General features: G+C 31.2%; 10 protein-coding genes and 1 tRNA gene. 6 read left to right on the forward strand and 5 right to left on the reverse strand.

Annotated elements, in window-relative coordinates; translation table 11 throughout:
* Positions 1–26 precede the first annotated feature (26 nt).
* The 5 genes from ACM39_RS12460 to rbfA all read right to left on the reverse strand — a co-directional run bounded on the left by ACM39_RS12460 (position 27) and on the right by rbfA (position 6,165).
* Complete coding sequence (locus ACM39_RS12460; RefSeq protein ID WP_048511373.1) at positions 27–1,835, reverse strand: DUF349 domain-containing protein; 1,809 nt, start codon at positions 1,833–1,835, stop codon at positions 27–29.
* Between the two features lie 75 nt (positions 1,836–1,910).
* Positions 1,911–2,648, reverse strand: coding sequence for a shikimate dehydrogenase family protein (locus ACM39_RS12465; protein WP_048511374.1), 738 nt, complete (start codon positions 2,646–2,648; stop codon positions 1,911–1,913).
* Positions 2,649–2,711: 63 nt separating this feature from the next.
* A complete protein-coding gene (locus ACM39_RS12470; protein WP_053073326.1) occupies positions 2,712–4,538 on the reverse strand; it encodes an endonuclease in 1,827 nt (608 codons plus the stop codon).
* 49 nt (positions 4,539–4,587) lie between these two features.
* A complete protein-coding gene (locus ACM39_RS12475) occupies positions 4,588–5,802 on the reverse strand; it encodes an ABC transporter permease (RefSeq protein ID WP_048511376.1) in 1,215 nt (404 codons plus the stop codon).
* A 3-nt stretch (positions 5,803–5,805) separates the two neighbouring features.
* Positions 5,806–6,165 (reverse strand): 30S ribosome-binding factor RbfA, encoded by a 360-nt coding sequence (gene rbfA / locus ACM39_RS12480; RefSeq protein ID WP_048511377.1) that lies wholly within the window; start codon positions 6,163–6,165, stop codon positions 5,806–5,808.
* A 90-nt stretch (positions 6,166–6,255) separates the two neighbouring features.
* Here rbfA and mce point away from each other — a divergent pair, with 90 nt between their 5' ends.
* The 6 genes from mce (at position 6,256) to ACM39_RS12510 (ending at position 13,309) form a co-directional block, all read left to right on the forward strand.
* Positions 6,256–6,654, forward strand: a complete 399-nt coding sequence (gene mce, locus ACM39_RS12485) for a methylmalonyl-CoA epimerase (RefSeq protein WP_048511378.1) — start codon at positions 6,256–6,258, stop codon at positions 6,652–6,654.
* A 62-nt stretch (positions 6,655–6,716) separates the two neighbouring features.
* Positions 6,717–6,790, forward strand: a tRNA-Ile gene (locus tag ACM39_RS12490).
* Between the two features lie 359 nt (positions 6,791–7,149).
* A complete protein-coding gene (locus tag ACM39_RS12495) occupies positions 7,150–8,307 on the forward strand; it encodes a site-specific integrase (RefSeq protein WP_048511379.1) in 1,158 nt (385 codons plus the stop codon).
* Positions 8,308–8,548: 241 nt separating this feature from the next.
* A complete protein-coding gene (locus tag ACM39_RS19360) occupies positions 8,549–9,517 on the forward strand; it encodes a TM2 domain-containing protein (RefSeq protein ID WP_185097460.1) in 969 nt (322 codons plus the stop codon).
* A 2-nt stretch (positions 9,518–9,519) separates the two neighbouring features.
* Positions 9,520–10,128 carry a hypothetical protein gene (locus ACM39_RS12505; RefSeq protein WP_048511380.1) on the forward strand — a complete coding sequence of 203 codons (609 nt, stop codon included), beginning with the start codon at positions 9,520–9,522 and terminating at the stop codon, positions 10,126–10,128.
* 199 nt (positions 10,129–10,327) lie between these two features.
* On the forward strand, positions 10,328–13,309 hold the full coding sequence (locus tag ACM39_RS12510; protein ID WP_131701453.1) for a TrlF family AAA-like ATPase: 2,982 nt from the start codon (positions 10,328–10,330) through the stop codon (positions 13,307–13,309).
* The last annotated feature ends 166 nt before the right edge of the window (positions 13,310–13,475 follow it).

Consider the following 13,475-nt stretch of genomic DNA (forward strand, 5'->3'; position numbering starts at 1 on the left):
CGCCTTTTTTAGTTTTTTACTTTTATTTATTCTCCAGCAATAATGTTGTGAAGATTTTGCTTTAACGTTTCCAAATGAGCTTTTTTCTCATCAATCGAATCAAAAGTTTCTTTCAATAGAAGATTTTCTCTCGATGGGTTTTTGAAAAATGCTAAATTGTTCTCCAGTTTTACGATTTCAGCTTCCAAATCAGAGATTTGGCTCTTAATTTTTCTTGCTTTATCTGTCAGTTGATTTTCAGATAAGCCTTCTTCTTTAAGATCCAGCTCATTGATTTTGTTTAATTTCAATTTTTCTCTTAATGTTTTGTTGAATTCAGAGTTGATTGAAATTTTATCTCTTGGAACCTTTCCGATATTATTCCAAGCAGTTTTTATGGATTCAATTCTTTCGATGCTACCTTCTTCGTTAGTAACGGTTTTCAGATCATCAAGAAGAGCTTTTTTATTCTTGTAGTTTTCTTTCCAGTTATCAGTAGAAGCATTGCTTTTTTCCCTGTAATTGTTGAAGAAACTATTACAGGCATCACGAAATTCGTCCCAGATTTTATTCGTCATGCTTTTCGGAACATGCCCGATTTTTTTCCAATCATCCTGAAGTTTTTTGAACAATGGAACAGCAATATCCCACTCCTCATTGTTCATATTATCTTTTGCAGTTTGGATCAGCTTTAATTTTTCGTCCAAATTAGCCTGCTGAGAACCTTTTAATGATTTGTAGTATGTATTTTTAGTTGTATTAAAACTTCTTAATATTGTTTTAAACTCATTCCAATTTTGGTTAGAAAGTTTTCTGGGAACACTTCCTGTTTTCAAGAATTCAGAACGTAGATCTTCAACTCTTCTGATAGAATTCTGCCAATAACTATGACTTGGAGTTTCGGCAGGCTCAGAAAGTTTTTTGATTTCAGCGATAATCTGGTTTTTCTTCTCAAGATTAGCGTTTTGTTCAGTTTCAATTGCTGCTGAAAGTTCAGATTTTCTTTCGTGGATTTTGTTTGAAATTTCTTTAAACTCTTCCCATGTTTTTTCACGGAATTCTTCTGCTACAGGCTCAGCTTCTTCTTTCCAAAGTTTATGAAGATATTGTAATTCATTTAATGCTTTTTGAATTACGGGTTCGTTTTCCAATTCTTTTGCACGCTCAATGATATGCTGTCTTTTTTCAAGGTTGTGGCTGTATTCCTGCTCCAAGAATTCTTTGTTTAAATCCAGCATTTGATAAAACTGATTCAAGTGATGGAAATAGTTATTATTAAGAATTTTGAATTCAGACTTAGCAACCTGTCCTGCATTTGACCAATCTTCTTTTATCTCGCGAATAGATTTAAAAAGATTAGTTCCCGGTTCAGAATTTGTATAAAGATTTTTGAGTCTTTCGATAATGCTTTGGCGATGCTCGAGATTTTTCTTTTGCTCTTCTTCCTGAGATTTTTGGTAAGTATCGTGCTTTTCTCTGAAAATATTTACCAAAGCCGAAAACTTAGCCTGGGAAGGATGCTCGTAACTGAAGTTTTCAGGAGCATTTCCCCCATCTACATATTCATGCTTTTTATCTTCCACTTCATCGTGGATAAAATGACTTGCTTTTTCTTTTAATTGATTAAATTTCCTGAAATCTTCTCCAGCATTAGGTGAGTTGATGATTTTTTCCATTTCTTTCAAAGCATCAGCTAAAGTGATATCTGTATCTACATGTTCTTCATGGTGCTCAGCTTCATCTTCTGGAGTGTTATCAGACTGAGATGTAGTATTTTCAGATGTTTCTTCTTGAGATACTTCTTCGGTAGAATTTTTCTTTTCTTCGTTTTCAGAAAGGTTGTTTTCTGTAGTCATAGCAAATCTTTTATGTGAGTGGCGTTAATATACTCTTATCTAATAGCTAAAAGCCAAATAAAGCACTAATTTATGTTATTTTTTTTGAAAATTCCAAATTTCCCAAGCTTTTTCTGCTTGCTGCTCCAGCATGTAATAGCCGTTCACTGTTTTTGCTCCTTTTTCAGAAGCATTGATAATAAATTTTGTATAATTTGGGTTGTAAATTAAATCGATAATTAAATGATCTTTAGACAAACCTTCAAAGGGAAAATGCAAACAATCTTCTACATTTGGGAAAGTGCCGACAGGCGTGCATTGAATGATGATTTTGTGATCTTCAACCGTTTTTTTATCTAAATTTTCAAAATTGATTTCGGAGTTTCTTGATATCGTTACTGAGGAAATTCCATGTTTGTCTAAAACATATTTTACTGCTTTTGCAGCGCCTCCGCTTCCTAAAATTATAGCCGAATTTTGATGTGGTTTTTTATGAAGAAATAATGTTTTTTCAAATCCGAAGGCATCTGTATTGTAACCGGTTTTCTTGCCGTTTTGAATCAGAACACAGTTGACAGCGCCTATTTTTTCAGCTTCATCACTTAATTCATCCAAATAGCTGATAATTTTTTCTTTATAGGGTATGGTGACATTGAAACCTAAAAGCTCAGGTGTGGAGAATAAATTTTCAACTTCGTGAATTTCGTTTAAATCAAAAATGTTATAAGAATAACCTTTTAACATCAGTTTTTGAAATTTGTCTTCAAAGAATTTTTTGGAAAAAGAATATGAAATATTTCTCCCGATTAAGCCTAATTTTTTATTGGAATCCATATTCAAAAATAAAAAAAAAGACCGAAAAAATCGGTCTCCTTTAATATGAAATATTTTTAACAATTAGTCTACGATGAATTTTGTAGAAAAGTTGTCGGTTTTTAAGATGTAATTTCCTTTTGCTAATCCTTTTAAGTTAATCTTATTAGAAATTTTGAAAGGATTGGTAATAGTTTCAATCAATTTTCCTGACATATCGTAAATCTGAGCCTTAGAAATCTTACTTACGTTTTCGCCCTTTATAAATAGCTCATTGTTCTTTACAGGGTTTGGATAAATTGTAAAATTAGGTTTATCTTTTGATGTTTCAATTGCTCCTAAAGTGTTATTAAAACAGGTCCAGGAAAGATCGTCAATTGCCACTCTGCTTCCACTAGTAGAAGTTATCGGGTTTATGATTTTAATAACTATATCACCACTCACATTAATATTATCGATGGTGGTTGTGGTAGATGTATTTTTATCAGACGTGTAGGGAATTGTTCCTACTTGGACTCCGTTAATCTGAACATTCAGAACACCGGCTGCCGAACCATACTTTAATTGAGTTTTTAATGTTAAACTTTGAATTCCTCCAGATATAGTTGAGCTCGTTAAATTACCAATCCTAAGGGTAATTGCTTTTCCATTAATTGTTTCATCTGTTCTTGCGTCAGTTGCAGTCCAGGTAATATTATTATTTGTCCAGGTTTGAGTTGCGTAACCTGTTCCTGAAGCTGTTGAAATTCCGCTAAAATCTTCTGTTCCACAACTTGTATTTCCTCCAGGTTGTCCCGCAAGAGTAGTTTCCGTAGCAGTATTGCTTATTGGAGAAGAGTTACCTGCAGCATCTTTAGCAATAATATAGAAATTATACGTTGTAGAAGAAGATAAATTTGTAACGATTGTAGAGGTTAAAGTTCCTGCAACAGTGGTTTTTAAAGTCCCGTTTGCATAAATATCATAAGATGCTACCCCAATGTTATCTGTAGCGGCACTCCAGCTTAAAGCAATTGAATTTGAAGTTGGATTATTTGCTGCTAAGTTTGTTGCAGCTGTTGGAGCCTGATTATCTACAACTGGTGCTCCCCAAATTAGCTCAACAAATTCAGGGTGGTCAATAAAAGGATTTTTATTTTGCTGATATGCATAAGTAGCGGCGTTTCTTGATATTTCAGCTGCTGAAACAGGATCTTGTGCATGCCAGGTAAGCAACTGGTTAAGCTCCCAAGTTTGTAATCCGGGAAATGCTGATGTTCCAAGCATATCTCCGGTTCCGTTTGCTGATGTGAAATTTCCAAGTTGGTTTTGATATCTTGTTACAAAATACAATATCATTCTGGCAACATCCCCTTTGAATTCATCGATAGGTTCAAATACTATCCCTGAATATCCCGGAGAAATAGATGTTCCTAATTTTGAACCATTTAGAGATGTAAATGAAGTGGTTCCTACTTTTCCAAAAGGATAGTTGGATCTCATTCCGTTTACTTTTCCGTCAGTTGCTCTGATAAAGTTTACATCAGCAACCATAGGCGAAGCTTCCGCAAATAGACTTTGGGGAACGATATGTTCTCTATTATAACAGTTTCCTTCAGTGGTATAGTTACCACATTGATTAACGACAATAGTATAATTGTAGGGATCAGGACCATTTGGTTTTTCAGAATAAATATCTAAAATGGTTCCGTCATTCTCGTAAAAATAATCACGGTCAGTTGTCTGATAAGCAGTCCATAAGCCATTGTATGTTTTAGCTTGGTGACCATTAGTGATAATTTCGTTTAACTTATTTTTTAAAGCAATACCAGATAAACCGGCTGTACCATCATAATAAGTCGCAGGAGCAGTTTGTGAAAATGCATTAATAAATGCAAAAATCATTAGAAAGGGGAGTAGATTTCGTTTCATTATTAAAAATTGGGCGGTAAAGGTACCTAAAAAATAAAAAATTCGTATATTAATTTTTAATAATATACTCTTTACTTATTTTTGAAAAGAACCAAGAAATAGCGAAGCCAAATATTGATGCGGTAATCGCAACGATAAAATAATTTTTCCCAACTATTTTTACAGGGAATGGTAAAGTTTCATTGGCTCTAAAGAATTCAGTATAGAGTTGGAAATAGCAAAGCGCGGTTCCGACAATTAGGCCTGTAATGATTCCCGAAATTACAATTAAAACACCCGTATAGAAGTATGTTTTTCTTAAATGACTTAATGGAAAGCCTAATGATATAAGGGATTTAGCCTGTTCTTTTTTATCAAGTTGCAAAATAATAATTGCTCCGGCTAAATTGAAGGTTGTGATGAAGATTACCAATGCAAAAATTAGATAAATAAAGAGTTTTTCAGTATTAATCATTTTCCAGAAAGCTGCATTTTCCTCTTCTTTTGTTTTGATCTCAATATTTTTACCCAAAGAAGATAGCAGTTTTTCTTTTAAGGAATCTGTATCTGTATGTTCAGGGTTTTTTAGTTTAATAACAATTTGATAAGCAGAACCTTTTGTAAGATTAAGTAATTCTTCAGTAAGCTCAATAGGAGCGATGATATAATTATCTAATTGATCATTTCCCGGGAAAACTCCCGTTACGAGGATGTCTTTTTTGTTATAAATATCTTCCTCCTTATTAATGATTCCGGTTCCCGGTTTTGGCATAAAAACCGTTGCATAATCAGTCGAAGAAGCAACCGGGATCGATAATCTATTGTCTAAGGAGTTTTCCATCAATACCTCATTAGAGTAATTGAAACTAGGGTATACTCCATAGAAAACGTTTTTATCAATAGGATTAACCTTAATATAGGCAGAATCTACACCCCTCAAATAAGCAATGTCACCTTTACCATTATAGTTGATATAAACTTTCTCTTCTATAACTCTGGAAAAGCTGCTTATTTCTTTATTATTCTTTAAAACATTAGTTATATTGCTTAAATCTTTGATTGTTTTTCCTGAAGTGCTTTTGATTGTTAAATCTGCATGAAGGTTAGAAATTAAATCTTTATTTAAATCTTCCAATCCTGAAAAAACAGAAATAATTACGAACATTGCAGCGACAGCGACAGTCATAGCTCCCACAGCCAGCCACGTAATAAACGTAACAGCAGTACTACCTTTTTTTGCTAAAAGGTATCTTGAAGCTATATAAAATGCAATGTTCCTCGGCATTTTTTATAAAACAGGATTGTCGCCTTCACCTCGTAATTCTCTTTCCAATTTTTCCACATCATCAAGAGTTGTATCAAGATAAAAATTAAGTTGAGGAATGATACGGACTTGTTTAGCCATTTTCTGACCGATAAAGTTTCTGTACTGGGTTTTATTCTCCTCAATTTCTTTCATAATAGAACTACGCAACTCCTGAGGAAATATACTTAAATAAATTTTTGCAATACCTAGATCGGCAGTTACTTTTACATCTGAAACTGATACTAAAAAGCTTTGTTTGCTATCTGCAGCCTGCTTTCGGAAAAGTTCTGCGAAATCTTCCTGTATAATCTGTGCTACTTTTCTTTGTCTGTTACTTTCCATAATTTGTGCAAATTTAGTACTTTTGTTTGAATTGATACTTTGAAATTTAGTCTCAGTATCAAATTTACGACTTAATCTATTTAATTATTTATGAAATTAGAACATATCGGCATTGCTGTAAAATCTTTAGGTGTTTCAGATGAGCTTTTTACAAAACTTTTAGGGAAAGAATCTTATAAAAAAGAAACAGTGGAAAGAGAGGGAGTAGTAACTTCTTTTTATGAAACGGGTGATAGTAAAATAGAGCTTTTGGAAGCAAATAAAGATGAAAGTCCGATTTCAAAATTCATTGATAAAAAGGGAGAGGGTATTCATCATCTGGCTTTTGGAGTAGAAAATATCATTAAAGAGGTAGAAAGATTAAAAAAAGAGGGATTTCAATTTATTTCTGAAGAACCGAAAGAAGGTGCTGATAATAAATTAGTTGTCTTTCTTCACCCGAAATCCACCAATGGAGTACTGGTTGAACTTTGTCAAGAAAAGCAATAAAAAATTTTGTAATGAAATATTTTTTGCTATTTTTGCAATCACAAAATTTAACCAAGTTTTGAGGTCCTATAGCTCAGTTGGTTAGAGCACCTGACTCATAATCAGGTGGTCCCTGGTTCGAGCCCAGGTGGGACCACGGTTTTGAAGATAGACAATTCTTCGAAAATTTTAAAAACCCCTAAAATAGGGGTTTTTTTATGTTTTATAGTTGCTATTTATAGACAAAAATAGTCATCGTTCCCAAAATAACTTTCCCCTCTTGTTTCCCCCGTAGATTAAACAGCAGTTTTTTCAAAAAAAACTTTATTACCTAATTCTGGTACGATATGACCTAGGGTAAATTTAGCATGAGAAATTAATGATATAATATAAAATATTGGTTGTCAGCTATTTGTATTTTTATATTTAAAATATTATACCTAAATTAGCTGATTTTTTTCTCTTCAAATTCTCTACTATAGTTATTGAGAATATAAACAAACAAATATTTTCGTTATGAATAACTATTCAATCAAAATTGTCAGAAGAACTGATAAACAAAATGCTAAAGGAGAAAATCCACTGATTTTACAAATCATCATTAATTCTCGTTCAAAGAAGATAAGTCTAAAAGAATCTATTGATCCTAAGTTTTGGGACGATAAAAACTCTAAAGCTATAGGTAAAGGCTTTAAAAGTTTAAATGTTAAGTTGAATAAAATAAAATCAGACTTAGAAGCGCATTGTAGCTTAAAAGAAGCTGGAGGAGTATCTATTACTTTTGATTTAATTGATCGGTATTTGAAAGGAAAAAGTGACAATGATTTCTATCAACTTTTTGATGAAATTGTTGAAGCTAAAGGGCTTAAAGAAGCTACGGCTTATAAGTATTCGTTGTTAAGAAAAAGACTTAAAAGTTATAAGTCGAATATTTATACTTCAGATATTGACTATAATTTTGTGAAAGGCTTTGACTCATATTTGAAAAAACTGGAATTAAAAGAGGGAGGTGCTGTTTACAATATGCACAAATGCCTGAAATCTATTATTCATCAAATTTACTTAATGGAGAAAATTAGTTTTTCTCCGTATAATAACTTTAAGTTTAAAGGTCCAAAAGTGAATGATGAGTTTTTACACGAGGAAGAGGTAGTGCGTTTAAGAAATCTAGAATTGGATGAAGAACAAATTAAAAAATATAAATTAACAAAAGATATGTTTCTATTCTCTTGTTATACTGGATTGAGATTTAGTGATTGTGATCAATTATTAGTTAAAAACGTTGATTTAAATAATTCAATAATCTCAATTGTTCAAAAGAAAACGGATGATATTTTAAAAGTTCCTTTTAGCGCACAAGCCAAAAAGGTCTTATGCAAATATATAATCGGTAAAAAGAAAGATGAGAAGATTTTCCCCAGTATTACTAATCAGACTATTAATAATAAATTAAAGGATTTGGCTGATTTAGCTAAGATTAATAAAAGAGTTCATTTTCATCTCGCCAGACATACGTTTGGGAGTAGCTTAGTGAATTCGTACAATATTCCTTTACCTCTAGTTAGTAAATTATTAGGTCATAAAAATATTTCCAATACTTTAATATATACTAATTCTAATTTTTCCATCCTTAGAGATGCTATGAAAAACTTTAGTTACGGTAAAAAATCGTAATTTAGCGGAAGATAAAAATATAATTTTAAGATAAAAGCGTCGCTTTTATTCTGTTAGGGGGAATCTGGTAAATTCAATACACTACAGAATAAATGAGTTGATGCTCACGCTACGGCGTGGGCTATCCTTGTTTATAGTGTATAGGCTTACCAGAGCCTCCCCTTAATAGACAAAGGTTTAGTTCCACGCTTTTTCTATGCATTAAATTGCCGTTTTGGAACTGGGCGGTTGACTATTAATCATGGGAAACTTTTCTTATCTGATTCAGAAAAAATTTCGAGACCTGAACTCAGAACAACAACGAATCTTTATCAACGAATTTGAAAGACGAAAGAAATCTGTAGGAATATCTTACCTTCTCTGGTTTCTTTTAGGATGGCATTACGCCTATCTTAAAAAATGGGGTTGGCTGATATTGTATATTCTTACCGTGGGAGGATTTTTTATGTGGGCAATCATTGATCTCTTCAGAATTCCTAAAATAGTTGAACAATACAATAATGATCTTGCTTTAGAGATATTACGGGATATTTCAATCATGTTTCCTGATGAGGTTCAGGATTCAGGTGATAAAGATGTTAATAAAAAGGCTGTAAACGACCTTTACATCACTCAAAAAATGCAATCAGGAGAAAGTTATTCATTTTATATCATAGTTGGTATAATCATCGTGTTTAGTGTTTCTGCTTTTTTCTTAAAGCCTGATCGGGCTAAAATGCAGAATGCAATTGTTGATAAAATCTTACTACAGAAACCTCAGATTTTTAAAACAATAAAAAACCTTTTCTTAGGAGAAGAAATTACCGAAGAGTACGCTCAAAATCTCATTGCTAATACTCTTTCTAAAAAAGGTTATTCCAATCTAGGTATTTATGAGGAAGATTTTGTATTGGTAAGAAAACTGGATTATCGCAATGAAGAGTCCAAAGAAAATCTTATTACAGCCTACGGATTTTTAGGTTTTACAAAAGTCTTTTTCAATGATGAAGACTTAAAAGAAGATGATACTGACAATAATCAAGGTGGAAATATTAAAGATCACAATACCCAAAAAGTTAATATTACAAAGGATGAAATCTATAAACCTGGCACTGGATATAATTATTATGAAGAACAATCTAAAACTAGAGAAGAAAATAAAGTATTCCAGAATTCTGAAGCTGAAACTAATGTTCCTAATAAGCAGGGAGATTCAATACAAATAAATTAATCATGAAAAAATTAATAACATTCATTTTATTCTTTAATTATGTTCTGACTTTTAGTCAGAAAAATATCGATAAGGAACTCGCAGAAGTTGAAAAGTTTGCAAATAAAATAATAGAAAATAATCCCGATAAGATTTTACATTATTATAAGCTGAATAATGGTACTATCAAAAAGATAAACCCTGATAGTGATTATGAGGACGATGATAGTGAGATCATGATGTCATACAGAATCATAAAAAAAAATAATAAGATAATATACATCAGCAAATCTGATAGCTTCTGGGGAATGGGAGACTGGAATAGTTCGCAGGATTTTTATTTTGATGAAAAAGGAGTTTTGCTCGGAGCTGTAAAAAAGGAGGACTGGTTTTTAGATAACAAATGCGCATGGCAGATCAGATACCGTGGCATTTATAAAAATTATGGAAAGTTGAAATTATATAGGGTTGATAAATTTTACAACGAAAACGATAAAGAGATCGATTTAGATTCTCCCAATTGTAAAAAAAGTAAAAAGGAGGCATTAGAAAATGCTGAAAGAACTGATAAAATTACCTTCAGAAATTTGGAAGGATTTATGAAGGCTGAGAAAATCAAATACTACAAATAAAATTCTAGGAAAAATAAAACAAGTCGATCCTCCAATGCTACGACCACCCCCACCTTCTAAAAAATGATGTCATTTAAGAAGGTATATTTAAATCAATAAACAAGAAATTTAGAAAGTATTGAAATATTTTATGGAAAACCGTATTAATATTTCAATACTTTTTTTTAATTTTTACTTTTTTAAAACTAAAACTTTAACTATGGGAATTACAAGAGGTTCAGAATGGAGAAAATGGGATTTACATGTTCATACTCCTAAAACTTTATGTTCAGATTATGGCGGAGATACAGAAGAAGTCTGGGAAAGATATTTTACTGATTTGGAAAGACTTGCTAAAGATAAAAACATCAAAGTTTTTGGGATCAATGATTATTTATTCATTGATGGATATAAAAAGGTTCTTGAATATAAAAATAGTGGTGGTCTTAAAAGTGTAGATTTAATTTTACCCGTCATAGAATTCAGACTAAAAGAGTTTGTTGGAAGCAGGGAGCTTGGACGACTAAATTATCATATTTTATTTGCAGATGAAAGCGTTTTAAAAGTTGATTTGATTGAATCACATTTTTTAAGTGGGTTAAGGGCAAAAGCTAATTTGGATGCTACTACTCCTGATTATCGAAGTTGGGGAGGAGTTATAACAAGAGATAGTCTAATTGATCTTGGGAAACATATAATTGATAATACTCCTGAAGATAAAAGAGGGGCTATGAGCCCTTTAGATGTGGGTTTTAATAATCTCAATTTTGAATTAACAAAAATTGAGGATTTATTAGGTGAAGGAGCAGAACCAAATACTTTTTTAAAAGGAAAATACTTTAAAGCAATAGGTAAAGCTGAATGGGAAGATTTTAGATGGGATAGTTCTCCATTAGAAAAGAAAACGGTTGCTAATAGAGCACATTTTATTTTTTCTGCTTCTCCATCTGTTGAAAAAGCTAATAAAGGCAAAGAATCTCTTAAAACGCAAGGAGTAAATGATAGATTATTGCATTGTAGCGATTCTCATGGTTTTCCTGCGGATGAAAATAACACAAAACCGAAAGAGTTAGGGCATTGCTTCACTTGGATAAAGGCAGAACCCACATTTGAGGGTTTAAAACAAATAATATATGAACCCCACGAAAGAGTAAGAATTCAAATAGCTGAACCTGAATCTGAAAAACTAGATAATCTAATGATTAGGGAAGTGAGTTTTCAATCAGCCGATAATAAATTTACCCCAGAAATTATAAGATTTAATAAAAATTTAAATGTGATTATTGGAGGGAAATCATCAGGGAAATCAATACTACTATATAAAATCGCTAAAACCTTAAATGCCGAAGTTTTATTAAATAATGCTGACGAAAATTTATTGAAAAATAATATTCTAAAATATAAAGATACAGATGATAATAAATTTAAGGACTTGTATGATCTATCTGAGGAAGATAGTACTTTTAATTTCAAAGTAAAATTATTCTCGGGTAGCGAACAATTTATCATCGATAGACCTTCACAATCTAGTATTTTACCTAGCATAAAATATATTCCTCAGAATCACCTATCTAATCTGGTGGATAAAAGTAGAAAGAGTGGAAATACTTTAAAAAAGTTGATAAGAGATTTAATACTGGAAGAACCGGATTTTAGAAAGAAGTATAATGATTTTGTTGACAACGCAATTAGAAATGACCGTCAAAGAGAGCAAGATGTAGACTACTATTTTTCGTTAAAAGAAACTATTAAAAAGAAAGAGGAAGAATTACTAACGAGAGGAGCGATTAAAGCTCTCGAAGAGGGAATAACTTCTAATAGAGATAAATTAAAGCAGTTGAGTGCTAGTTTTACCTCTGAGGAATCTCAAGAATATAATAGATTAAATGAAAGAATGAACTTGTTAAAGATTGAAGAAAGCAAAATAAATTCTGATTTTGATAAGATTAAAAATTTCAATGATGAAGTAAAAAGATTCCTTGGCGAATTTGTAAATCGTAAACGCATTTTAAGTGATTCACTAGAAGTTGATGCTATTAAAACTACTTTCTTACCTAAATATAATTTTATAGAAGATGCTCTCAGAGATGTTAATGATATAGAAAATGAAATAAGGAAAAGTGAAGAAGGAAACTTTATTCAAGAAAATATATTTAAAATAAACTTGTTGAGAATTAAACAAGAACAAATTGATATAGAGAATAAGTTAAAACCTTTTATCGAAAAGTTTGCTAATCAAAAGCAAATAGAGTCTATCCAAAAAAATATTTCTGAAGACCAAAAAAAACTAAGTGAAATCCAGCAATTCAGAAAAGAAATTGATGATAGCTTAGCTAACCTCAAAGTACAAAAACAAAAAATTTTTGATGAGTTTGAAAAAAACTTTGAGCTTTATACAAAGATTTTAGAAGAATTAGAGCCAAGAATATCTTCTATCGAAAATGAGGATGATAAAATTGATATTATAGGCTCTATTAAATATAATTTCCCAAAATTCAGAGAAATGATTGAATCTATCATTAATCAAAAGAAATTTAATAATGAAGATTGTAAATATTTATATCAATATGAAAAGGACAATAATGTAAAGTCTGCGCTTTCAGAAATTGATTTTAATTCTATAAAAAATGACTTAAAAAATTTATTTGAAAAAATTGAAAATAGTCCTACTATATTGAAGGGAAATAATACTGAAAGAGATGCTTGTAAAAAAGTGTTAACAGATTATTTTTTTGATCATTGGGATGTAAAGTCTGATGATGATGATATTCATAAAATGTCCACTGGTAAAGCTAGTTTTGTATTATTAAAATTAATTATTAAACTTAGTAAAGATGATGGACCGATATTGATTGACCAACCAGAAGATAATTTGGATAATCGTTCCGTTTCTAAAGAATTAGTAGAATATTTAAAATTAAGAAAAAGAGAGAGACAAATTATTTTAGTTACCCACAACCCTAATATTGTAGTAAATGCAGATGCAGAAAATGTTATTGTGGCTAATCAAAATGGGCAAAATGATACTGATAGTGAGAGCCCATATAAATTTGATTATATAAACGGAGCTTTAGAAGATTCATTTAACAATGAGGGTTGTAAAGATTTACTAAAAAGTATGGGTGTTAGACAACACATTGCGGAAATAGTAGAGGGAGGTATGGAAGCATTCAAAAAAAGAGAGGAAAAATATGGATTTTGATGAAATAGTTATTTTGAATATTTGTGATAAATAACTTTATAGAAACCAATAAACCTAATTTAGGTATAATATGACAAAGCAATCATTAGGTTGCTTTTTTTATATGGAATTTTTGTTGCTGAAAATCAATGTTTTCTGTTTTTGGTGTCAAATGACTCAATAAAAT

It is taken from the genome of Chryseobacterium sp. FH2 (genome assembly GCF_001045455.1).
Lineage (GTDB): Bacteria > Bacteroidota > Bacteroidia > Flavobacteriales > Weeksellaceae > Chryseobacterium.

Coding starts and splice junctions, on each gene's coding strand:
- ACM39_RS12475 (WP_048511376.1), bottom strand. CDS start 5,802: ATGCCGAGGAACATTGCATTTTATATAGCTTCAAGATACCTTTTAGCA.
- ACM39_RS12510 (WP_131701453.1), top strand. CDS start 10,328: ATGGGAATTACAAGAGGTTCAGAATGGAGAAAATGGGATTTACATGTT.
- mce (WP_048511378.1), top strand. CDS start 6,256: ATGAAATTAGAACATATCGGCATTGCTGTAAAATCTTTAGGTGTTTCA.
- ACM39_RS12465 (WP_048511374.1), bottom strand. CDS start 2,648: ATGGATTCCAATAAAAAATTAGGCTTAATCGGGAGAAATATTTCATAT.
- ACM39_RS12460 (WP_048511373.1), bottom strand. CDS start 1,835: ATGACTACAGAAAACAACCTTTCTGAAAACGAAGAAAAGAAAAATTCT.
- ACM39_RS19360 (WP_185097460.1), top strand. CDS start 8,549: ATGGGAAACTTTTCTTATCTGATTCAGAAAAAATTTCGAGACCTGAAC.
- ACM39_RS12470 (WP_053073326.1), bottom strand. CDS start 4,538: ATGAAACGAAATCTACTCCCCTTTCTAATGATTTTTGCATTTATTAAT.
- ACM39_RS12495 (WP_048511379.1), top strand. CDS start 7,150: ATGAATAACTATTCAATCAAAATTGTCAGAAGAACTGATAAACAAAAT.
- ACM39_RS12505 (WP_048511380.1), top strand. CDS start 9,520: ATGAAAAAATTAATAACATTCATTTTATTCTTTAATTATGTTCTGACT.
- rbfA (WP_048511377.1), bottom strand. CDS start 6,165: ATGGAAAGTAACAGACAAAGAAAAGTAGCACAGATTATACAGGAAGAT.